17 protein-coding genes are annotated in these 23,132 nt (G+C 42.2%); 10 read left to right on the forward strand and 7 right to left on the reverse strand.

The window, feature by feature from the left end:
• Window positions 1–9 precede the first annotated feature (9 nt).
• Window positions 10–1,179, forward strand: coding sequence for a succinyldiaminopimelate transaminase (gene dapC / locus NG55_RS06740; RefSeq protein ID WP_065342798.1), 1,170 nt, complete (start codon window positions 10–12; stop codon window positions 1,177–1,179).
• A 46-nt stretch (window positions 1,180–1,225) separates the two neighbouring features.
• Here the strand turns inward: dapC and NG55_RS06745 are convergent, their stop codons facing one another.
• Together NG55_RS06745 and NG55_RS06750 are read right to left on the reverse strand one after the other, a co-directional pair.
• On the reverse strand, window positions 1,226–3,430 hold the full coding sequence (locus tag NG55_RS06745) for a TonB-dependent receptor (RefSeq protein WP_065342799.1): 2,205 nt from the start codon (window positions 3,428–3,430) through the stop codon (window positions 1,226–1,228).
• 189 nt (window positions 3,431–3,619) lie between these two features.
• Window positions 3,620–4,237, reverse strand: a complete 618-nt coding sequence (locus tag NG55_RS06750; RefSeq protein ID WP_016660622.1) for a LysE family translocator — start codon at window positions 4,235–4,237, stop codon at window positions 3,620–3,622.
• 152 nt (window positions 4,238–4,389) lie between these two features.
• On the opposite strand from NG55_RS06750, the gene NG55_RS06755 reads away from it, so the two are divergent.
• The 3 genes from NG55_RS06755 to NG55_RS06765 all read left to right on the forward strand — a co-directional run bounded on the left by NG55_RS06755 (window position 4,390) and on the right by NG55_RS06765 (window position 9,369).
• Window positions 4,390–4,842, forward strand: a complete 453-nt coding sequence (locus NG55_RS06755) for an Lrp/AsnC family transcriptional regulator (protein WP_016543268.1) — start codon at window positions 4,390–4,392, stop codon at window positions 4,840–4,842.
• Between the two features lie 182 nt (window positions 4,843–5,024).
• The gene (locus NG55_RS06760) at window positions 5,025–6,215 is read left to right on the forward strand and encodes an efflux RND transporter periplasmic adaptor subunit (protein WP_065342800.1); all 1,191 of its coding nucleotides are present in this window, start codon (window positions 5,025–5,027) and stop codon (window positions 6,213–6,215) included.
• Window position 6,216: 1 nt separating this feature from the next.
• Window positions 6,217–9,369, forward strand: a complete 3,153-nt coding sequence (locus NG55_RS06765; protein WP_065342801.1) for an efflux RND transporter permease subunit — start codon at window positions 6,217–6,219, stop codon at window positions 9,367–9,369.
• A 38-nt stretch (window positions 9,370–9,407) separates the two neighbouring features.
• Here the strand turns inward: NG55_RS06765 and NG55_RS06770 are convergent, their stop codons facing one another.
• The 4 genes from NG55_RS06770 to msrB form a co-directional block, all read right to left on the reverse strand.
• Complete coding sequence (locus NG55_RS06770; protein WP_065342802.1) at window positions 9,408–10,031, reverse strand: LysE family translocator; 624 nt, start codon at window positions 10,029–10,031, stop codon at window positions 9,408–9,410.
• A gap of 72 nt (window positions 10,032–10,103) precedes the next feature.
• On the reverse strand, window positions 10,104–10,943 hold the full coding sequence (locus tag NG55_RS06775; RefSeq protein ID WP_407638700.1) for an AraC family transcriptional regulator: 840 nt from the start codon (window positions 10,941–10,943) through the stop codon (window positions 10,104–10,106).
• A 33-nt stretch (window positions 10,944–10,976) separates the two neighbouring features.
• On the reverse strand, window positions 10,977–11,465 hold the full coding sequence (locus tag NG55_RS06780; RefSeq protein WP_016543263.1) for a glutathione peroxidase: 489 nt from the start codon (window positions 11,463–11,465) through the stop codon (window positions 10,977–10,979).
• On the reverse strand, window positions 11,462–11,881 hold the full coding sequence (gene msrB, locus NG55_RS06785) for a peptide-methionine (R)-S-oxide reductase MsrB (protein WP_016543262.1): 420 nt from the start codon (window positions 11,879–11,881) through the stop codon (window positions 11,462–11,464). The genes NG55_RS06780 and msrB overlap by 4 nt, the downstream gene beginning before the upstream one ends.
• Window positions 11,882–12,121: 240 nt before the next feature.
• On the opposite strand from msrB, the gene NG55_RS06790 reads away from it, so the two are divergent.
• Window positions 12,122–13,552 carry a pyridoxal phosphate-dependent aminotransferase gene (locus NG55_RS06790; protein WP_065342804.1) on the forward strand — a complete coding sequence of 477 codons (1,431 nt, stop codon included), beginning with the start codon at window positions 12,122–12,124 and terminating at the stop codon, window positions 13,550–13,552.
• A gap of 62 nt (window positions 13,553–13,614) precedes the next feature.
• Here NG55_RS06790 and NG55_RS06795 read toward each other — a convergent pair whose 3' ends face one another.
• Window positions 13,615–14,517, reverse strand: coding sequence for a tetratricopeptide repeat protein (locus tag NG55_RS06795; protein WP_016543260.1), 903 nt, complete (start codon window positions 14,515–14,517; stop codon window positions 13,615–13,617).
• A gap of 215 nt (window positions 14,518–14,732) precedes the next feature.
• Between NG55_RS06795 and dnaE the strand changes: the two genes are divergently transcribed.
• The 5 genes from dnaE (at window position 14,733) to NG55_RS06820 (ending at window position 23,109) form a co-directional block, all read left to right on the forward strand.
• A complete protein-coding gene (dnaE, locus tag NG55_RS06800; RefSeq protein ID WP_065342805.1) occupies window positions 14,733–18,296 on the forward strand; it encodes a DNA polymerase III subunit alpha in 3,564 nt (1,187 codons plus the stop codon).
• Window positions 18,297–18,309: 13 nt separating this feature from the next.
• Window positions 18,310–19,149, forward strand: a complete 840-nt coding sequence (locus tag NG55_RS06805; protein ID WP_016543258.1) for an RNA methyltransferase — start codon at window positions 18,310–18,312, stop codon at window positions 19,147–19,149.
• A complete protein-coding gene (cysE, locus tag NG55_RS06810; protein ID WP_016543257.1) occupies window positions 19,142–19,954 on the forward strand; it encodes a serine O-acetyltransferase in 813 nt (270 codons plus the stop codon). The genes NG55_RS06805 and cysE overlap by 8 nt, the downstream gene beginning before the upstream one ends.
• 113 nt (window positions 19,955–20,067) lie before the next feature.
• Window positions 20,068–20,967, forward strand: coding sequence for an ABUW_2363 family tetratricopeptide repeat lipoprotein (locus NG55_RS06815; protein ID WP_016543256.1), 900 nt, complete (start codon window positions 20,068–20,070; stop codon window positions 20,965–20,967).
• A gap of 123 nt (window positions 20,968–21,090) precedes the next feature.
• Entirely contained in the window at window positions 21,091–23,109 is a 2,019-nt protein-coding gene (locus tag NG55_RS06820) for an esterase/lipase family protein (protein ID WP_065342806.1), read from the forward strand.
• Window positions 23,110–23,132: the final 23 nt, after the last annotated feature.

Raw genomic sequence — 23,132 nt, forward strand, 5'->3', positions numbered from 1 at the left:
ACTGTTTAAATGAACTCTAGCTTGTCGTTATTGCATCCCTATCCTTTTGAAAAGTTAAACCAACTTTTTAAAGATGTGCAACCTGCCAATTTACCGTTGATTCCTTTATCAATTGGTGAGCCTAAACATCCTGCGCCAGAGTTCGTCAAACAAGCGATTATTGATAATTTTGCCCATCTATCGACTTACCCGAACAGTAAAGGTCTGCCCGAGTTGCGCCAAAGTATTGCACAGTGGCTCAGCAATCGCTTCAAGTTGAATCATATTAGTGCAGAAGATCATATCCTGCCTGTTTCTGGTACACGTGAAGGTATTTTCTCTTTTGTACAAGCTTTGATTAAGCGTGAAGATGCACCCTATGTGGTGATGCCAAATCCGTTTTATCAGATTTATGAAGGTGCAGCCCTACTTGCAGGTGCAAAACCCTATTTTATTAACTGTACTGAAGAAAATGGTTACTTAGGTGACTTTGATGCTGTCCCAGCGGAAGTCTGGGAAAAAACAGCCTTACTGTTTGTGTGTACGCCAGGCAATCCGACAGGAACGGTCCTGTCAAAAGAACAGTTTAAAAAGCTGATTGCCCTGTCTGATCAATATGGTTTCGTGATTGCATCGGATGAGTGTTATTCGGAACTTTGGTTTGATCAAGCGCCGATCGGACTTTTAGAAGTTTGTGCCGAAATAGGCCGTGATGATTATAAGAATTGTATCGTGTTCCATTCCCTGTCTAAACGTTCAAACTTACCAGGCATGCGTTCTGGTTTTGTTGCAGGTGATGCGGCTTTATTAAAACCATATCTGCAATATCGCACCTATCACGGCGCTGCAATGCCAGTACAAAATCAGTTGGCTTCAATTGCGGCATGGAATGACGAAGCACATGTTGAAGAAAACCGTCAGCAATATCGTGCCAAGTTTGATTTATTCCAGTCTGAACTCGGTCATTTATTGCCTTTACAAAAACCAGATGCGGGCTTCTATTACTGGTTAAAAGTCGATAACGATGAAACTTTTGCCAAAATGTTGATGGAAAAAGCGCATATCAAGGTTTTACCAGGCCGTTATCTGTCTCGTGACACAGAACAAGGTAATCCGGGTGAAGGTCATGTCAGAATGGCTTTGGTTGCAGATTTGGCACAGTGTGAAGAAGTGGTCAAACGCCTGAAAGCAATTCTATAAATAAAAAAATCCCCGAATATTCGGGGATTTTTTTTAAATCAATACATTAGAAATCAAAGCTTGCGCTGAGCATAAAGGTACGCGGTAGACCTGCTACAACATAACCATTATTGGTATTTGAAGTGCTATTGATATTGTCAGATAAGCCAACAGAAGACCAATAATCTTTATTGAAGACATTATTCACGTTAAAGTTGAAAGTGGTTGGTGTTTGTCCAAGCTGGGTTTTATAGTTCGCACCGATATCCAGCGTAGTCCAGTCATTCACTTTTAACTTATTGTCCAGACTTGCATAAGTCGAGCCTGTATAAGTCAATTGTGCATTTAAGGAGATATCTTGCGGAACTGGCAACGCCCATTCAGCACCTAAATTGGCTTGGAACTTTGGCACGCCAACTTCATTATTGTCATCATATAAGGCAGATCCTGTATTCTTTTGCTTGGCATGTAGCCACGACGCACCGCCCAATACCGTAATTGAATCAGTCAGCTTGCCATAGGTATTTAGCTCGACACCACGATGAACATATTCACCAGCATCACTAAATACCCCATCTTGCAAGACACCACGCTGCTTATTAATGTCAAATAAACTGATACTCGCACCTAAACGATCATTTTCGTATTTAGCACCAATTTCTTTTTGCTTGGCAACAAAAGGTTTAAGAGTGGTAGTGACATCCACTGTAGTATTACTTAACCCTTTCGCCAATGATTCGATATAGTTTGCATACACAGAAAATTCTGGCGTCAGTTTATAAGTCACACCTAAAGCAGGCGTCCATTTCGCCTCATTATATGCTGGATTGATTTTACTTCCATCGGTCTGATAGTTATAAGTTTCCTGCATAATCTTTTGATAGCGCGCGCCAAGCATCACGATCAACTTATCATCAAGCGCAGAAATATTATCCCCAATCGCGATACTTCTTAGACGGGTACGTGTACCAAGCTTAGGATCATTGACACGCTCTGGATTACCAATCGTCAATTCAGGTGCATTGCTATAATCTGGATGCAGAATATTAGTGGTGTTACTTCCGCTCATGGCCCAGCCATTACGGGTATTTTGCTGGAATGCAGAGCCTGATAACACTAGATTATGCTGGATAGAACCTGTCTGTAACTTACCGCGAACACCAATTTCACCAGTATTCACCATATCGACCCGACCATTGTCAAAGCGTGAATATTTCGCATCACCATTAGAGACATTGGTTAAAGTCGGATTTGCCAGACTATTTTGCTCTTCACCATGACGGAAACCATAAGCTGCATAAGCGGTTACAGCATCAGTTAAATCATATTCTGCACGGTAACTACCAAACACGTCCTCTTCATTAGAATAGGTCCATTTTTGTGCATAGTTACGACTCGCCTTTATTGCAGCAGGTACTTCAGTCAAACCTGCAAGAGAAATATTAGGTCGTGTTGCATCTAAACGGTTATTGCTGTACCCCATATCACCAGACAAACGCAAACGATCGCCACGGTAATCTAATCCAATAGAAGCTAAACCTAATGAATTTTTCTCATTATCAACGCTGGTATTGCCACCATGATAAGCGGTGTTTACACGTACACCAAACTCTTGGTTTTCGCCAAAGCGACGAGACATATCACTGGCAATTTGGCCACCGTTAAAATCTGTACCAACCGTAACACGATTTAATGGTTCATTACCTGCACGTTTTGGCAATAGATTAATTGCCCCACCAATTCCGCCATTGCCCGGCATCGCACCATTTAAGAAAGATGAAGCACCTTTAAGCACTTCGACACGTTCAAATAACTCTGTTGGAATATATTGGCGTGGTAGAATGGAATACAGCCCATTATAAGCCGTATCATCTGACCCTAAATTAAAACCTCGGATGTAATAAGATTCCTGAAAGTTTCCGAAACCACGCCCAACACGAACGCTTGGATCAGCCTTTAATACATCGCCTACACTTTTAGCTTGCTTGGACTGAATATATTCATTGGTATAACTGGTTAAGTTGAATGGTGTATCCAGGTTCTTCTGATTACCAAAGATCCCGACCCGACCACCACTGGCAACTTGTCCACCTGCAAAAGGATCCATTAAACCATCTGCTGATGCATCCGCACTGGCAGTAATACGAATTGTATTTAATGTCACGGTTGCATCCGCTGCTTGCCCCTGTTGCACTTCATCTGCAAAAACAGCCGTTGTCCCCATTGAAGCACATGCCATCATCAGCACTAATGGTTTAAGTTGTCTACCCATGATCTTTACCAGCCGACTTAAAAAATCGCATAATAAATGAGAATTGATACGTTTTACACTATTTTTTACCTATATGTGCCACTGTACAATTTTATGATTTTTAAAACCCGAACCCTATTAAAATTAAGATCATGAATTCAATGATGATAAATTTAAAGCTTTATAAATAGGCAGAATGGAACATTTATTTTAAATTTGCCCAATAAATAGAATTGCTGCGATGAGCATCATCAGTCCGCCCGAAATACGACTGACTGCTTTTACTGCACGCGGTCTGCTTCTAAGTAATTTCTTGGCTGCTATCCCGACAAACATATACACCACAGCACAACTGATTAAATGAATGAGCCCTAGCAAAATAATTTGTACCGTTGGTGAAAATGCCATTTGTGGATGAATAAACGGTGGCAACAAGGCAAAAAACAACAGTAAGACTTTCGGATTTAAGCCACTAATTCCCACCCCTTTAATCAGCCATGAACCTGCTGAATCAAGCGATTGCGTAGCATCGGTCTCAGTTGAAATGGTCGCTGGATGTATAAATAGATTGATGCCCATCCATAACAAATAACAGGCTCCCATGATCGTCATTGCAGTGAGTAAAATCGGATAATGTTGCACCAAAGCGCCCACACCTGCTGCAACACATAAGATCGCCATGAGATGCCCAAACACTAAACCAGTGACGGCATTTAGAATAAATTTACCTTTGATGCCTGCAAGAATGACATAAGCCCAATCGGCGCCAGGCGTTAATACGAATAAGATCGAAACGCACCAAAAAGCAAAAATCACACTAAGTTCCATAAGCAAAGCCCTTCCCACATCGACAATACGACCTTTGATCGTTTTCTTTTTCACCATTTGGTGAAGATTGTTGAGAAAGGATATGCTTTAATGGTGAAAATGTTATTCCAAATACTTCTATATCTTCAAAGCCCGAAGGGAGATTCTTCTAAATGGATCGCATTGATAAGAAAATTATTGCTGAACTACAAGCAAATGGGCGATTATCTATCACGGAACTGGCGGAAAGAATCGGTTTAAGTCTGTCACCATGCCATCGTCGTGTTAAAGCATTGGAAGAAAGTGGAGTCATTAAGGGCTATCATGCCGATCTAGAGGCTTCAAAAATCGGCCTTAATTTTTCGGCGATCATCTTTGTCACCTTAAAAGATGGGGATAAAAAAGCCCTGTCTGCCTTTGAAGAAAAAGTCATTGAAATTGCCAATGTCATTCAGGCGCAACGTTTATTTGGAAATCCAGATTATTTACTGCATGTTGTGGCTAAAGACTTGGCCAGTTTCCAAAAACTCTATGATGACAGCCTGTCTGCCTTACCCAATGTCCAGCGTTTGACCTCAACCATTGTTATGAAAAACGTGGTCTCCAATCGTTTACTGCCACTCTAAAGCAGCAGTTCGCCTTTATGACAGCATAAGAGAGTGGAATTGAAGCGTTTCACACTTTTATTCTACTGAACAGCAATATAGATAAGTGACCTTATTAATTTTTTTATCTGTCTATGGGCGATTGACCAACTGTTGAAATCTTCGTCTATACTTAGCCATCAAAACTTGATGACTATGGAAAGATGACTTCACAAACTCCCAAGAAAATAAAGAAAAAGGGTTGGCTCATTTTAGCAATCATTGCTGTATTTTTAATTGCTGCAATCGGGATTTGGCGGATTGGAACTGCTCCAAAATCAACGGTGACTGAAAAGCAAAAAAATACCAATCCAACTGCACAGAAAGCAGCACTCACCGTGACCGTGGTTTCGCCGCAACAACAAAACTGGCAACAAACCTTTACTGCCAATGGCAACATTGCGGCATGGCAAGAAGTGGTGATTGGCAGCGAACTCTCAGGCCAGCGCCTCACCAGGGTCAATGTCAATGTCGGCGATGAAGTTCGACGTGGTCAAGTCTTGGCTGAAATTAATAGTGAAACTATCCGTGCAGATTTGGCAGCAGCCAAAGCCAGTTATGCCGAAGCACAAGCTGTCCTAGCTGATGCGATCACCAACAATAAACGTATCCAGCAATTAAAAAACACAGGCGCAATTTCAGCGCAAGAGTCTACTCAGTATCAAACCTCTCAAGCCACTGCTCAAGCACGGCTTGATGCAGCCAAAGCACAAATCGAAAGTAATCAATTACGCTTAGCACAGACTCAAGTGGTTTCACCAGACAATGGCGTAATTTCAGCCCGCACAGCCACAGTCGGTTCTCTTGCACAAACTGGTCAAGAACTGTTCCGTTTGATTCGGGATCATCGTCTGGAATGGCGCGCGGAAGTCACCACATCAGATTTGTATAAGCTCAAACAAGGCATGACCGCACATATTGTTTCACCTGACCCTGCGCAACCTGCAGTGACAGGTAAAGTCAGAATGATTGCACCTGTGATTGATCCACAAACCCGCTATGGCTTGGTTTATGTGGATATTCCAACCACACAGGCTGTGCGTATGGGCATGTTTGTTAAAGGTGAATTTGATTTAGGTCAGAAACTTGCATTGACAGTTCCACAAACAGCTCTACTGTTGCGTGATGGTTTTTCCTATGTCTTTATTGTTAATGACAAGAATCGTGTCACTCAACAGAAAGTCACTGTTGGTCGCCGTTTAGGAGATCGTGTTGAACTGTTAGATTTAGCTGCAAACGTGAAAGTGGTTTCCTCGGGTACAGGTTTCTTGGCAGATGGTGATCTGGTCACGATTGCCAAAGAAATTCCTGAAACACCACTGAGCAAACAGCTCGTAACTACACAGGAGAAATAGCATGAATTTCTCCGCTTGGTCGATCCGCAATCCTATTCCCGGCATCCTGTTATTTATTATGCTGGGTTTGGCAGGATTGCTGTGTTTTAAATGGATGAAGATCCAGCAGTTCCCCGACATTGAGCTCCCCATGGTGACGGTAACTGCGGCCCTACCTGGTGCTGCACCACCGCAACTTGAAACCGAAGTCGCACGTAAGATTGAAAACTCAATCGCAACCTTGCAAGGTTTAAGGAATCAGTACACCAACATTCAAGATGGTGTCGTCACTGTCACAGCAGAATTTCAACTAGAAAAGCCACTGCAAGAAGCAGTTGATGATGTACGTAATGCCGTGTCACAAGTACGTTCTGACCTCCCTGCCGATCTGAGAGATCCAATTGTTAGTAAAATCAATCTTTCTGGTTCCCCGATTCTGACCTACACCATCCAATCACCAAAGATGGATGAAGAAGCACTGTCATGGTTTGTGGACTATGATATTGCCCGTGCCATGTTACAAGTCAAAGGTGTTGGCGCTGTCGCTCGTGTTGGTGGTGTCACGCGTCAAGTTGAAGTCGAACTTGATCCTGAAAAGCTGCTGGCACTAAATGCAACTGCAACCGACATTACCCGTCAACTACGTTTGATTCAGCAAGATGCCTCAGGTGGTCAAACCAAAATTGGAGGCAGTGAACAATCCATCCGTACCATTGCGACGGTAAAAACCGCTGCTGAAATTGGTGCAATGGATATTGCCCTCAGCGATGGCCGACATATTCGTTTGGATCAGGTTGCAACTGTTCGTGATGGCATGGCTGAACGGCGCTCTGCAGCCTTATTGAATGGCCAACCAGTGATTGGCTTTGAAATCACGCGTAGTAAGGGTGCCAGTGAGGTCGATGTTGAAAAAGGGGTTGTTGTTGCTCTAGATAAACTCAAAGCGGCACATCCCGATATCAAAATTACTGAAGCATTTAACTTTGTAAAACCTGTTCAGGACAACTACGAAGGCTCAATGTCACTGTTGTATGAAGGTGCGATATTAGCGATCTTGGTGGTCTGGTTATTCTTACGCGATTGGCGTGCCACCATCATTGCTGCAACTGCCCTGCCATTATCAATTTTACCTGCCTTAATTGGCATGTATTTCTTTGGTTTCACCCTCAATACAGTGACGCTATTGGCCATGTCATTGGTGGTAGGTATTCTGGTTGATGATGCTATTGTTGAGATTGAAAATATTATCCGGCATTTACGTATGGGTAAAACGCCGTATGAAGCGGCCATGGAAGCAGCCGATGAAATTGGTCTGGCCGTGATTGCCACCACTTTCACATTAATTGCGGTATTCCTACCCACGGCTTTTATGAGTGGTATTGCAGGTAAATTCTTTGTTCAATTTGGTTGGACAGCGGCATTGGCAATTTTTGCTTCACTACTTGTTGCGCGTTTACTCACCCCGATGATGTCCGCCTATCTGCTAAAACCTTGGATAGGCAAAGTCGAACCACAGGATGAATCTACATCAGCCCAAGTCATAAGCGACCAAGGTAGCAGCAGTCTTGCCAAAGACCGCGCCAAAGATGGTAAAGTCATGCGTGGCTATATGCGATTGGTGACATGGTGCCTCAATCATCGTTGGTTCACTTTAAGTGGTGCAATTGCCTTCTTCGTCTGTTCAGTTTTACTGATTCCATTGTTGCCAACAGGTTTTGTTCCTCCACCAGATACAGGACAAACGCAGGTTCGTTTGGAGCTTACCCCAGGTTCACAGTTTGGAGACACTCTCAACACTGCTGAATATGCACGTACACTGATTAAAGATCATCCCGAGATTAAAAGCATCTATACCACCATTGGTGGTGGTGCTGCGGGAACAGATCCTTTTGCCGGTGGTGCATCCAGTGAGCCACGTAAAGCGACCCTCACCATTCAAACCACGGAACGTTCTGATCGTAGTGCCAGCTTACAAGACATTGAGGAGCAACTACGCCAACGTCTTGCCCCAGTTCCGGGTGCACGTATTCAAGTCGGTTTAGCGGGTAATAATAGTCAATACCAACTGGCTTTATCAGGTGATGATCCAGAAGCATTAATGGCAACTGCCCGTAGCCTTGAACGTGAATTACGTACCATTCCAAATGTAGGCAGTATCACCTCCAGTGCGGCTTTGATTCGCCCCGAATTAGTAATTCGTCCAGACTTTGCCAAAGCAGCTGATTTAGGTGTGACCACCTATGATATTGCGGAAACTTTACGCATTGCGACTGCGGGTGACTTCGATCAAAACTTGGCAAAACTCAATCTGTCTCAACGCCAAGTGCCTGTAGTGATTAAATTACCACTAACTGCCCGTCAAGATCAGGAGCTCATGAAACGCTTGATGGTGAAAGGGAGTCGAGGTCCTGTGATGCTCGGTACTATTGCAGACGTTAATATTGAAAGTGGTCCATCACAAATTGACCGCTTTAACCGCTTGCGTAATATCAATTTTAATATTGAACTAAATAATCAACCTTTAGGGGATATTGCTGCCAAAGTCGATCAACTACCAACCATGAAGAATCTCCCCCCTACGGTAAAGCGTACCAATATTGGTGATGCTGAGGTGATGCAGGAACTGTTCTCTAGTTTTGGTTTAGCGATGCTGACAGGCGTTTTATGTATCTACGTCGTATTGGTATTGTTATTTAAAGACTTCTTGCAGCCAATTACCATTCTGGTGGCCTTACCTCTATCACTGGGTGGTGCATTCGTGATGCTGCTGTTAGCCAAAAGTAGTTTCTCAATGCCAAGTTTGATTGGTCTGATTATGCTGATGGGGATTGCCAGTAAAAACTCCATTCTACTGGTCGATTACGCGATTATCGCAAGGAATGAAAAGCATTATTCGCGATTCAATGCCCTACTCGATGCCTGCCATAAACGGGCACGCCCGATCATCATGACTACGCTGGCAATGGGTGCAGGAATGCTGCCAATTGCACTCGGCATTGGGACTGATCCAAGCTTCCGTGCACCAATGGCAATCTCGGTCATTGGTGGCTTGATTACCAGTACCTTCTTATCGTTATTGGTGATTCCTGTGGTGTACACCTTTATCGATGATATCAATCGCAAGATCCATAGCTTTAGGAAGACACCACCTCAATCTGTTGAACAGACTCAATAAACTCGCATAAAAAGACGGTCATTTGACCGTCTTTTTATTTAATACATAATCAGTACCAGCATAAACAACAAAAAACTGAATCCTGCTAAATAATATAAATGCTGTAGATGCCGATTTAACCAAGACAGGTAAATGTTTGAACTGATCAATTGAACGATAGCGAGATTCCAGATCAGCACCAAACCCACCATCCAAAAACACAGTAAAGCATTTTGAACAAAATTATATTGCGGATAAATCAAGATCACCAAGACACTATAGAACATCAAATTTTTCGGGTTTAACAAACTTGAAAGTAGGCCTGATAGAAAAGCCTTCAACTCAGCATACTTTTGCGGTTGATCAACGCATTGCTCAGCAAGTTGATTGACCCTCTGTGCTGATTGAGCCAAACGAAAACATTGAATCGCCAAATAGGCAAAATAAAGCACACCCAACCACTTCATGAGGATGAATAATTCGGTATTCACCTGACCGATGATAAATAAACTCAAATAGATGCTGATCAGTATGATGGCATTCCCCAATGCAATACCTGCACAAGTAAATCTCGCAGCCTTTTTCTGACTCTGCATCAAGGTTTTCAAAATTAGAAAGAAATCTGCGCCGGGTGTCAGTAACGCAATAAAATGTGTAATTGCAATGCTCAGAAATAGCTCCATAACTACTCTCCAAATGAATTGGAGTCAGCTTAAAAAAGTGTTGCGTTTCGTTCTTGTATAAAATTGCGTGGACTAAGATTTTTTATAATATTGCTTAGGCGTTATGCCAGTATGTTGTTTAAAAACGCGATGAAAATGACTTTGATCAGTAAAATCCAGTTCGTATGCCAATTGCGCTAAATCACAACCTTTTCTCAAGCGTTGACGGGCTTGATTGACCTTATCATTCAATTGATAGGCATGCGGTGTTAAGCCAAAATAATGTTTAAATAAACGAATTAATGCATAACGGCTGAGTTGCATCTTTTCAGCAAGCTGTTGCAGTGACAGTCCCTCAATATTGTCCTCGAGACATTCCAGTAAATTAGGTAAATACTGTTGAAAATAGCGAGGAGGTTCAATTGTCTCCCAGTTAAAATAAGGGAGTAATATATGGGTTAAGACCTGAATTAAATGATGTTCTTTTTCTAATAGTGAAATTTGTGGATTAAAAAAAACTGCATTTAAGCTCGAAAATGCCTGATAAACACTCAGCTCATTTATAACACTGGGTTTTAATTGAGGTAAATACGGCGCATCAAAATCAACGTTTAGATCCGTATGATGTTGCAGTTCCTCTATCAATGCAGTCAACCATGCCGCATCCAAATGCATCATCTGGTAGCTCCATGCCTGATTTGGCAAAGGATTACAGGAGTGTTCTACATGAGCTGGAATAACAACAATACTACCAGCCTGAATCAGTTGGTCTTGGGCAAAAAAACTTGAAAAATGACTTTGTCCCGCATCTACTGCGCCAATCGAAAAGGTCGGATGGCTATGTGATTTATAGCAGATTCGACTTTGACATGCCCTACGCGTTTCCACATAAGGCATGTCTGGATCACTCCAGAATTCAACAGTTGAGTCCAAAAGAATTCAAACCTCAACCAAAACTTTGCTCATTTATTTCTTCGCTAATGCTTTTTCAATATCAGCTTCTAGGGCATCTGGCTTGGTAGTAGGTGCATAACGCTCTAAAACCTCACCATTACGCCCCACCAAAAACTTGGTAAAATTCCATTTGATATTACGACTCCCCAAAAGCCCCTTCGCTTCACGCGTTAAATAACGGAAAATCACATGTGCTTCAGGTCCTTTCACATCCACCTTGGCAAACATGGGAAAACTGACGCCATAATTGCGCTGACAAAATGCCCCGATTTCCTTATTGGTGCCTGGGTCTTGTCCTCCAAATTGATTACATGGAAATCCTAAAACCTCTAAGCCTTGAGCATTATATTTTTCATAAAGTTTCTCAAGTCCCGCAAACTGCGGAGTAAAACCACATTTGCTGGCAGTATTTACAATCAGCATGACCTTGCCTTTATAATCAGCGAGCGCTTTTGTTTCTCCCTCTAACAATTCAGCTTCAAACTGATAAATGTTACTCATGGATACGTTTCCTCGTCGTTCTTTTCTTCTGTTTTAAGTTGTAATGATGCCGAATTCACGCAATAACGCAGTCCTGTCGGCTGTGGACCATCCTCAAACACATGGCCCAAATGTGCATCGCAATCATGGCAGACAATTTCTGTTCTGACCATACCGTGTGATACATCTTCATGTTCTTCGATTGCAACACTATCAATAGGTTTAAAAAAGCTCGGCCAACCACAACCACTATCATATTTTGTTTCTGAAGAAAATAATTCCGCACCGCAACAACGGCAAACATAAGTACCATGTTGTTTATTGTTCCAATATTGCCCAGTAAATGCGGGTTCTGTGCCCTTTTGACGAGTGATGCGATATTCTTCAGGTGATAATTCTCTTTGCCATTCTCGGTCCGTTTTATTCACTTTTCCCATAACCTGCACCTTTTATTCTGATGTTAGAACTATCTTAATGATCAGGTTTTATATTTACGCCATTCAAAAAAAAAACTCTAGTCTCAGATCGTATAATTTAGTGAAATTTAAACACTTTAATTATTGATAGCAAAAAGAAAGCAAATTAAAAATCAAAAGTAAGCAACTTTTAACAATATTGTCTTCTTCGTGAGCAAATATAGTGTTATGCTTATTTCGCACGGTGATATAGGGCAAACAATGTCTCAGAAAAAAAGTGTGGTTTTTCAAAACCTCTTACCAACGATCAGACAATATCAACAATCAGGTTTTACTCATGAAAAAATTGTTGAATTGTTGAGAGATCAACACGATCTGAATTTGGTAAGCGTCGAAACCTTTAAAAGTTATTTATACCGATATGCAAAAGTGAATCCAGCTATGTCAAAAAATACTGTTGTTTCCCAGTCTAATCAATCAAGCCGAGAAATTAAAAAATCATCTAAGCTTGAGCATGTTTGTTATGACATTCGTGGACCAGTATTACGCGCCGCCAATGAAATGGAGGAGCAAGGACATAAGATCATCAAGCTAAATATCGGCAACCCTGCACCTTTTGGTTTTGAAGCCCCTCAAGAAATTATTAACGATGTTGCATTAAACCTTCCAAATGCAATTGGCTATACCGATTCAAAAGGGATTTTCCCTGCACGTAAAGCCATCTGCCAGTATTACCAGCAGAAAGGTATCTTTGATATGCATGTCAATGATGTGTATGTCGGAAATGGTGTTTCTGAACTGATTGTGATGGCGATGCAAGGTCTGCTTGATGACGGCGATGAAATGCTGGTACCTATGCCCGACTATCCACTATGGACAGCGGCAGTGAATCTTTCAGGTGGAACTGCAGTTCACTATAAATGTGATTCTGAAAATTATTGGTATCCAGACATTGCGGATATGGAAAGCAAAATCACACCAAATACGCGTGGTATTGTAATTATCAATCCGAACAACCCAACAGGTTCCGTCTATCCACGCCATGTGTTGGAGCAAATTGTTGCCCTAGCGAAAAAACATGACCTGATTTTATTTGCCGATGAAATTTACGACAAAATCGTTTATGACGGCATTGAGCATGTGGCAGTTGCAGCTTTGGCTGGCGATCAACTGTGTATTTCATTCAATGGTTTGTCAAAAGCCTACCGTATTGCAGGTTATCGCGCGGGTTGGATGGCAATCACAGGCAACAAAGCACGTGCGGCTGACTATATCGAAGGCTTAGACATGTTGGCTTCCATGCGTCTATGTGCCAATCACCAAGCACAATATGCGATCCAAACTGCGCTCGGCGGTTATCAGTCGATTAATGATTTGATTCGCCCAGGCGGTCGCTTATACGAACAACGCAATATTGCATGGGAAATGCTGAATGAAATCCCAGGTCTGAGCTGTGTTAAACCTGATGGTGCGATGTACTGCTTCCCTAAACTTGATCCAACAGTTTATCCAATTGAAGATGATGAAAAACTGATGCTGGATCTTTTAAAGGCCGAAAAAGTGCTGCTGGTTCAAGGTACTGGCTTTAACTGGCCAACACCGGATCACTTCCGCGTGGTGTTCTTGCCTGCCGAAAATGAACTGCGTGAAGCTATTAATCGCTTAGGCCGTTTCTTGGCAAAAATGCGCTAAATTTAAGTTATGAGGTATCTTTTGCGGAGATACCTCATTTTCATATTCACCATCAAAGCATATTAATCGTCAGCTGATTGAAGGGTATCCCATAAATCTTCGTATTCTTTGGCTTTCTTTAAGTTTTTGGTTAAACCAAACCCGCCTTTTTCATACAAACGAGATAGAGACAGCAAAGCATCCATTTCATCTTGTGAAAAAGCCAGCTCATAAAATTCAACCGCTTTTTTATAATTCTTCGCGACGCCTTTGCCTTCTTCATACATGTACGCCATATTATAAGAACCTAAAGCCTCTTCCGCTTTGGATGCCAAACTAAATAAGCGCATCGCTTCTTTATAGTCCTGCTTAATCACGCTATTCCCTTCTAAGTAGAAAATACCGAGATTATTGATCGCCCCAGCTTCATCTTGCTTAGCTGCCAATTGATAATAATGCACCGCCTTATTCAAGTCCTGAGCAACACCTTTCTCTTCATCTCCCTCTTTATAAAGATGACCGAGCTCAACTTGTGCCAAATCCAGCCCCGCATCAGCAGACTTGGTCATCCACTCTAAACCCTTCTTGGTATTGGCTTTAACACCTTCATCTCCATTCAGATACATATAACCGAGATAATACTGTGCTCTCAACTGCCCTTTCTGCGCTGCTTGGGTATACCATTTTAAAGCGGTTGGGTTGTCTTCTTCAGTGCCTTCACCATAGTTATACATATAGCCGACAGAGAAAATTGCATCGGCATTACCCTTTGCTGCAGACTTCTTAAACCACTCCAATGCTTTACCAAAATCCTGTTCGACTTCAATGCCATAATAATAAGCATCACCTAAGTTATTCTGAGCAATCGCATCACCATTTTTAGCTTGTTGTACCAATTCTGGGCTATACGGCACATCATCTGCATGGCTTATGCTAAATAAACTGCTGGTTAATAATATTGAAAGTACGATATTTTTTAATTTCATTATTTGGCTCACATTGCTACATTTTTATGCGGTTATATTCTAACGGCAAAACACTTTATGTAAACCAATATTTATATTTACATAAAAATCAAAAACTAATTTTTAATATTCTATAAAAATAACAAAGCAAAAACACGGTTTGCCAAAATATTAGGCATGTCATTTTCGGTTTGCATGCTAAACTATGCGTTGCTTTGAAAAAGGATAGTCCTTCTATGCGGTTTGTTCATCTCGGTATCCACACAGAATTTTCGATCACGGAATCGATTGTTCGCATACCTGATTTGGTCAAGGCTGCCATAAAAGATGAGATGCCTGCTTTAGCACTCACTGACTTATCCAACCTGCATGCCGCAGTCAAGTTTTATGAGGCTTGCTTAAAAAAAGGCATTAAACCTATATTAGGTAGCGTGATTCGACTCAACGATGCAGAACACCGTGCAACCTTATTGGCAACCAGCAGCACAGGTTGGCTGAATCTAACTGAAATCGTGTCACGTGGCTTTATTGAAGGTCAACAACTCAGTATTCCATGCGTGCAAAAAGAATGGGTACTTGAGCAATCCGATGATCTGATCGTCTTGCTTGGACAGCATAGTGATGTAGGCAAAATGCTCTGCTCTTCTAATCCGCAAAAAGCCGAACCTTTGTTAGAAGCGTGGATTGAGAAGTTTGGTAACCGTGTCTATTTGGCCTTAACACGCACTGATCGCGTCGGTGAAGAAGATTTTATTCAGCAAGCAGTCAAGCTCGCTGCCAAATATCAAGTTGGTGTGGTCGCACATAACGATGTGCACTTTGTTGAACAAGACGATTTTGAAGCCCATGAAGCACGGGTATGTATTGCTGATGGTTATGTCTTAGGTGATGATAAACGCCCCAAAAACTACAGCACTGAACAATACTTTAAAACGGGCGAGCAAATGTCTGAGCTGTTCTCAGACATTCCAAGCGCGATTGAAAACACTTATCAAATTGCAAAACGCTGTAATGTTGCCTTGCAACTCGGCACCTATTTCTTACCCGACTTCCCGATTCCTGATGGCTATACCATCGATACTTATTTCGAGCATTTATCACGCACGGGCTTGGAAGAACGTTTAAACCATCTTTATCCAATTGAAGAACGTGATGAGGATTGGGTCGAGATTCGCAAGCCTTATGATGAGCGGATCAAGTACGAAGTCGATATTATCCTCAAAATGGGATTCCCTGGCTACTTCCTGATCGTCATGGACTTTATTCAATGGGCGAAAAATAACGGTGTTCCTGTTGGCCCTGGCCGTGGTTCAGGTGCAGGCTCACTGGTCGCCTATAGTTTAAAAATTACTGACCTTGACCCCTTACGTTATGATCTGCTGTTTGAACGTTTCTTAAACCCAGAACGTGTTTCGATGCCCGACTTCGACGTCGATTTCTGTATCGCAGGCCGTGACCGTGTGATTGAATATGTGGCACAGAACTATGGTCGCCAAGCGGTATCACAGATTGCCACATTCGGTACCATGGCGGCAAAAGGTGCGATTCGAGATGTGGCACGTGTCTTAGGTAAGTCTTATGGTCTTGCTGACCGTATTTCCAAAATGATTCCAACTAAACCGCTGGGTGTCGATTTGGTCACAGCGATTGACATGGAGCCACAGCTTAAAGATATCGTCACCAACCCATCCAACCCTGACAATGACGATGCGGCTGAAATTTGGGAAATGGCGCTCAAACTCGAAGGGATCACCCGTAATACCGGGAAACATGCGGGTGGTGTTGTTATTGCGCCAGGGAAAATTACGGATTATTCCGCAGTCCTGTGTGATGCCGATGGCACCAACCGTGTTGCGCAATACGATAAAGATGATGTTGAAGCCGCGGGTCTGGTCAAGTTCGACTTCTTGGGCTTACGTAACTTAACCGTCATTGAAGATGCGATTCAAAATATTAATAAACGCATCAAATCTGAGATTCCACTGAATATCTCCAATGTCCCACTTGACGATAAAGATGCCTATTTAGTCTTTGCGGAAGCCAACACCACCGCGGTATTCCAGTTTGAATCCGTGGGCATGAAAAAAATGCTCAAGGAAGCAAGACCAAGTAAATTCGAAGAAATTATTGCCTTCGTTTCCTTGTATCGTCCTGGCCCGATGGATCTGATTCCAGACTTCATCCATCGTATGCATGGGGGTGAGTTTGAATATCTGCACCCATTGCTTGAAGGTGTATTAGAACCCACTTACGGGATTATGGTTTACCAAGAACAGGTGATGCAGGCTGCACAGTTCTGTGCTGGCTATACCCTCGGTGGCGCCGATTTACTCCGTCGAGCTATGGGTAAAAAGAAACCTGAAGAAATGGTGAAACAGCGCCAGATCTTTATCGAAGGTGCGTCGAAAAAGGATATTGATGAAGCGACTGCGAACCATATCTTCGACTATATGGAAAAGTTCGCAGGCTATGGTTTTAACAAATCCCATGCGGCTGCTTATGCCTTGGTTGCCTACCACACGGCTTGGTTAAAAGCGCATTACCCTGCTGAATTTATGGCAGCCGTTTTATCTTCGGAAATGCAGAATACCGACAGTATCGTGTTTTTGATTGATGACTGCCGTAATAATAAACTCGAGGTACTGCCACCTTCCGTAAATATGTCTTTGTATCATTTCCATGCCAGCGACGAAGCAACCATTGTGTATGGTTTAGGCGCAATCAAAGGTGTCGGTGAACAAGCGATGCAATCGGTCATCGATTCACGTATCAATGAAGGTCCATATAAAGATTTATTTGATTTCTGCCATCGTATTGATCTGAAAAAAATCAATAAGCGTACCTTAGAAGCACTGATCCGTGCAGGTGCATTAGATTGTCTGGGGATTGAACGCTCTAGCCTGATGGCACAGTTACCTGAAGCGGTACAAGCGGCTGAACAAGCACGTAGCAACCGTGAAACAGGGATTATGGATCTGTTTGGTGAAGTTGAAGAAGTTCAGCGCAAACCCGCCAAGCCCGTCAAACCATGGTCGGATGAAGTCCGTTTAAAAGGTGAAAAAGATACACTTGGTCTCTACCTAACAGGTCATCCAATTGATGTGTATCGCCCTGAATTAAAATCATTTATCCCTGCAAAACTCAATGAACTGACGCCGACTCGTCGAGGTGTTACCACGGTTTTTGCGGGTTTGGTGGTGGATATTGCCAACTTCCCAAACCGTATCATGATCACACTAGATGATGGTACAGCCCGTGTTGAGATCAGTTGTAACCACGAACGTTTCCAGCGCTATAAAGACATTATTCGCTTAGAACAAGTCGTGGTGATTGAAGGTGAAATTTACGAGCGTGAAGGCTTTGATCGCCCAATGGCACGCCTCAGCAAAGCCTTCAACTTAAATGAAATTCGTCAGAAACGCGCGCAAAGTATTCAGGTTCGCCTACCTCATGATCTCATGACCAAATCTTTGGCCAAAGATTTGCAAAATATTCTATTGCCTTATTGCAATGTCGATATGTGCCAGCACATTGGATTACAAATTCAACTAGAACAAAGCTTTGCAAATGCGGAACTCCATCTCGGTCCGCAATGGAAAGTGGTGCCACTGGATGAGTTGCTTGGTAAGCTTCGTGATTATTTTGGTAAAGAATCGATCTTCATCGAATACCAAGTAAAATCAAAAGCGGCCAAAGTCGCTGAAGCACCGAAAGTCAGTGTTGTGCCACCGCCACCAGACAATATGTCTATGGATGAAGCGCTTGATCTTTACCAAGCCGATGTCTCTCAATATTCTTAATTTTGGATGATATATGAACCTGTTTGACTCAAATAGCGTGTCCAAACATTTGGATCATGTGCGTATTGTTATGGTCAATACCACTCTGCCAGCCAATATTGGTAGCGCCTTACGCGCTATGAAAACCATGGGTTTATCAAAACTGGTCTTGGTTGCACCAAAAACCTACCCACATCCCGATATCGATGCTTTGGCAGCAGGTGCACAAGATTTAATTGAACAAATTGAAATTGTTGAGACCTTAGAACAAGCGATTCAAGATTGTCATTTGGTTTTTGGAACAAGTGCCCGTAGCCGCACTATTCCATGGCCATTACTGGATGTTCGCCCTGCTGCACAGGAAGCACTACAAGCCGCAACCAAAGCACAGCATATTGCAATTGTATTTGGCCGTGAAGATCGTGGCCTCACCAATGAAGAATTGGCTTTAGCCAATTATCACTTAACCATTCCAGTAAATCCTGAATACGGTGTTTTGAATGTCGCTCAAGCCATTCAAGTGGTTTGTTATGAACTTAGAATGGCTGCATTGGAACAAAACAGCACTGTGACAGAAACAGCAACTGATCACATGCAACTCAAACAGCAACAAAGCATGGAGTGGGATGAGCCTTTAGTCACGCAACAGCAAATGGAACAGTTCTATCCCCATCTAGAAAAAATGCTGACAGAAATCGAGTTTCTTGATCCGAATAATCCTCGTTTATTGCCATTACGCTTGCGTCGCCTGTTCGGAAGGATACAATTAGATCGTATGGAGTACCATTTATTGCGCGGGATTTTCAGTCGCGTACAGGCGCTTGCCAAAGGTTCATGGAAAAAAACAAATACGGAGGATCATACTCATGATTAAACAGCTAAAAGAAGATATCGAAGCTGTATTTGCACGTGATCCCGCGGCCCGCAATACGCTCGAAGTCCTCACCACCTACCCTGGGATTCATGCCTTGATCATGCACCGCATGGCGCATGAACTCTGGAAAAAAGAATACAAAGGCAGTGCTCGCCTACTCTCTTCATTTAGCCGTTTTGCCACTGGAATTGAAATCCATCCTGGTGCAAAAATTGGCAAACGCTTTTTTATCGACCACGGCATGGGGGTGGTGATTGGTGAAACAGCTGAAATTGGTGATGATGTCACCTTGTATCATGGCGTGACCTTAGGTGGAACAACATGGAATAAAGGTAAGCGCCATCCGACCCTCGAAGATGGTGTAGTGGTTGGGGCTGGTGCAAAAATCTTAGGACCATTTACGGTACATAAAGGCGCTAAGGTTGGTTCAAATGCTGTCGTCACCAAAGAGGTTCCAGAAGGTGTAACTGCTGTCGGCAACCCTGCCCGCTATATTTTTAAAGACAAGACTCAAATTGAACCAGACGAAGCTAGCCGTCGTGACTATGCTGAAAGCATTGGTTTCCAACCTTATGCCACGACCCAAGATCAATCTGATCCAATTCTGGAAGGTATTCGTGTTTTATTAGATCGTATGCAGAAAAATGAACAACAAATGAATGTACTCTGCAAGCGATTGTCTGAACTTGATCCAAGTTTCAAACCACAAAACTCAAAAACTCAACCATTGAGTAAAGAAGAACTCAAAATTATTGAAGAAGTTAGACGTGAGTGCGAAGCACAGAACAAAACTTCAGCAACATAGTCACATATATAAAAAATGTAACACGCTTTTCATTGCAAGTTGGTTTTGCTTTTCCTAGACTGGTGAAACCAACGATCTACTTCTCATTTAACTAAAATTAATGGATGTAAAGCATGAATTTTAAGCCTTTGGCATTACTTGTACTTTCAACTTCTTTTTTGACGGCCTGTGGCATCGCCCCAGTTAAAAAAGACAAGGTTGCTGAACCATTTGTGTTCAAGGAACCAGATCCAACTCCTGCATTCTATGCTTTAAATCCAGTTAAATATGATGCTCCACCAAGCTTTGAAGTTGCGATCAAAGATGCAGCTGCTCAGCCTGTCACAAAAATGGTCGTGACCTTACAAAGCGATCCAACAAAATCAACCACGCTGGATATCAACAAACTGATTATTCCAACCATTGATAACAAGCAACGCAGCATGAAATATGCAGTTCTTGCTGGTGATAATGAAGTTGATGTCACTGAAATTGATGACTTTTTACAACTGGTAGAAGGTAAAGCCCGCCACTACCCACCTCGTTTCCCTGAACGTCAAGAACGTAAAGGTTATGAAGTCAAGTTAAGAGAAACGACACAGAAATTAGATGCTTTAGCTGAAAAGCCAAATGCCTCTCTAGACGTATTGACGCGTGCTTTTAAAGCAAGTGTGATGGCACGTAACCTCGACTTAGGTACCGCTTACACCTCAAAATCCTTGACTTATGCACAACGTATTCTTGCAATTAACCCAAATGACCCAGAAACTAACTTCTGGTTTGGTTTTGGCTTGTCTGAAGGTGGCGGTCAACGTGAAGCCATTCCTTATTTAGACAAAGCCATGAAAGGTGGTGTTCAAGAAGCTTATCTTTCTGCTGCCAACAACTATCTCTGGTTAGAGCAAAAGAAAAATGCGATTCAAACTTTGAAAAACTACAAAGTAAGCTATCCAGATGAAGCGGAAGTGACTGACCGCTTGATCAAAGAAGTTGAAACTGGCAAACGCTGGAATGTATGGCAAGTTCTCAACTAATTGGAACTGGTTAGATTTGTAAAAATAGACTGTCGTGTACAGTCTATTTTTTTATCTGTCATTGAAAAAACATTCGATTTTCGTATTATAGCAAGAATCTCCCAACGAACTTGCTGACATATCATGCTAGCATTTAACCCCAATAAACGTTTATTTTTTATCTCTCTATTCAGCACCATGCTGATCAGTGGCTGCCAAGTTGTCAGTCTTAAGCAGCAAGCAGTGAATGTAACGATTGCTAACGAACGTAATAGTATTCTTACGCAAAAAAAGCTCAGCGAAGCCAGCCTCAATGTCCTGTCGATGTCTGGCAAAGAAGCCAAAGTGTGTATGCAAACACCAAATGAGTGCATTGCAGACTTACATAAAATCCCACAAATTCAGGATGAGCAATTATTATCGACTGCGAGTGAATTATATCTTTCCAAGGCACTCACCCTTTCGGATTCTTCCGAATGCAAAATCAGTAAATTGACAAAACACAAACCAGAAGAAGAACAGAAAACCATTCAAAAGACTTATGAGCAATGCTTAGATCAAGAGTTAGAAGCTTTAGACAAAAGTATTCGCTATAGCTATGCATATTTGTTCAAAACAGCACGCCAACCGCAAGAACGCATTTTTGATAACCGTCAGGTTCAAATTCGAGACTTTTACAATCAAGCTCTAACCAAGCTGGTGAATGTGCATAGTTTAAGAAACCCAGCTAAAACGATTAATCCCACAATTCAGATTGGCAAAAGCACCTACACCATCGATATTCAGTCCTATCAACGTCTACAAAATATGAAGTTGGAAAAATTTATTTCCAGCTATAACATGAACTTTTCAGGCTTAAGAGCGATTAACCGCCGAGATGGTTTCGGTTCAGATTTCGTTGCAGTATTTCCGTCAACGGATGCTGCCCATGGTGAAAATAAATATATTCTTGATCCATTAAGTTATAGCTATCCGAATGGACTTAACCCCAATATTCATAAAGCACGTTATTTGGCTGCAACCATCATTGCGCAGCCCAAGAATGCAGCTGCAACGATTAACGATGTTTTAAATAACCCAAACTTTGAAGTAAAGGTTTATGACCCTTATAGCGTAGAGAAAGTGAGTATTGCAGGTAAAGAATATTCGCTTGCCGCCAATTTCTCTGCACCTTATGGTCTTTGGTTAGCTGAAAATAATTTAGGTGCAGCAGCCTATTTAACCTTAATTGATCGTGATCAGCATCTCACCATGCCACATCTCTATATGCTGGAACCCTATAATCCGAACAAAAAAGTAATCGTATTAGTACATGGCCTTGCCAGCAGCCCAGAAGCATGGATTGCCGTAACCAATGACATTATGGGTGATGCCGTATTACGAGAGCATTATCAAGTATGGCAGGTCTTTTACTCAACCAATATGCCAATTCTGGAAAGTCGCTTTCAGATTTATGCGCTTTTAAAACAAGCTTTTGGCTCCTTGAATGATAAGGATGCAGCAGCCCAAGATGCGGTGTTAATTGGCCATAGTATGGGCGGGATTATCAGCCGACTCTTGGTGAGCAAAGCTGATATTTCCCAGCAGGCACTCACCATGATGAGTAGCCGTCAACAAACGCGTTTACGTAAACACCCTGTCATTGGTGAACGACTCAAAATGGAACCGATTACTAATTTTGATCGTGCGATTTTCTTGGCTGCTCCACATAAAGGTACTGATTTTGCCGATCGTTGGTTTACACTGGCGGCACGTAAAATCATCAAACTCCCTGCAACCTTCTTGACCACTTTGGCAGATACACTCACCAGTGATGACATGGATTTAAAAGAATTCGTTAAAACACTCACGAATGATGTGATTCAAAATGGGCCAAGTGATCTCAGTAAAAAATCCAAATTTATGGAGTTAACTGCCTCTATTCCGCCAGAAAATGGACTAATTTTTCACTCGATTATGGGTAACATTACCAAAAGTGATGATCCAAATGTCATTACAGATGGGATTGTTCCTTATAAAAGTGCACATTTAGATGGCGCCGTTTCCGAGAAGATTTTCACAGGCGGTCACTCAATCCAAGAGACACCTGAAGCTGTTCTAGAGTTACGACGTATTTTACGTGAACACCTTGTCGATCATGGTTTATATAAACCCAAGCACTAAATACAATAAAAAAGCCCCAACAA

Origin of the sequence: Acinetobacter gyllenbergii, assembly GCF_001682515.1 — a bacterium.
Lineage (GTDB): Bacteria > Pseudomonadota > Gammaproteobacteria > Pseudomonadales > Moraxellaceae > Acinetobacter > Acinetobacter gyllenbergii.

Coding starts and splice junctions, on each gene's coding strand:
- NG55_RS06795 (WP_016543260.1), bottom strand. CDS start 14,517: ATGAAATTAAAAAATATCGTACTTTCAATATTATTAACCAGCAGTTTA.
- msrB (WP_016543262.1), bottom strand. CDS start 11,881: ATGGGAAAAGTGAATAAAACGGACCGAGAATGGCAAAGAGAATTATCA.
- dapC (WP_065342798.1), top strand. CDS start 10: ATGAACTCTAGCTTGTCGTTATTGCATCCCTATCCTTTTGAAAAGTTA.
- NG55_RS06770 (WP_065342802.1), bottom strand. CDS start 10,031: ATGGAGCTATTTCTGAGCATTGCAATTACACATTTTATTGCGTTACTG.
- NG55_RS06755 (WP_016543268.1), top strand. CDS start 4,390: ATGGATCGCATTGATAAGAAAATTATTGCTGAACTACAAGCAAATGGG.
- dnaE (WP_065342805.1), top strand. CDS start 14,733: ATGCGGTTTGTTCATCTCGGTATCCACACAGAATTTTCGATCACGGAA.
- NG55_RS06750 (WP_016660622.1), bottom strand. CDS start 4,237: ATGGAACTTAGTGTGATTTTTGCTTTTTGGTGCGTTTCGATCTTATTC.
- NG55_RS06760 (WP_065342800.1), top strand. CDS start 5,025: ATGACTTCACAAACTCCCAAGAAAATAAAGAAAAAGGGTTGGCTCATT.
- NG55_RS06745 (WP_065342799.1), bottom strand. CDS start 3,430: ATGGGTAGACAACTTAAACCATTAGTGCTGATGATGGCATGTGCTTCA.
- NG55_RS06765 (WP_065342801.1), top strand. CDS start 6,217: ATGAATTTCTCCGCTTGGTCGATCCGCAATCCTATTCCCGGCATCCTG.
- NG55_RS06790 (WP_065342804.1), top strand. CDS start 12,122: ATGTCTCAGAAAAAAAGTGTGGTTTTTCAAAACCTCTTACCAACGATC.
- cysE (WP_016543257.1), top strand. CDS start 19,142: ATGATTAAACAGCTAAAAGAAGATATCGAAGCTGTATTTGCACGTGAT.
- NG55_RS06815 (WP_016543256.1), top strand. CDS start 20,068: ATGAATTTTAAGCCTTTGGCATTACTTGTACTTTCAACTTCTTTTTTG.
- NG55_RS06805 (WP_016543258.1), top strand. CDS start 18,310: ATGAACCTGTTTGACTCAAATAGCGTGTCCAAACATTTGGATCATGTG.
- NG55_RS06820 (WP_065342806.1), top strand. CDS start 21,091: ATGCTAGCATTTAACCCCAATAAACGTTTATTTTTTATCTCTCTATTC.
- NG55_RS06780 (WP_016543263.1), bottom strand. CDS start 11,465: ATGAGTAACATTTATCAGTTTGAAGCTGAATTGTTAGAGGGAGAAACA.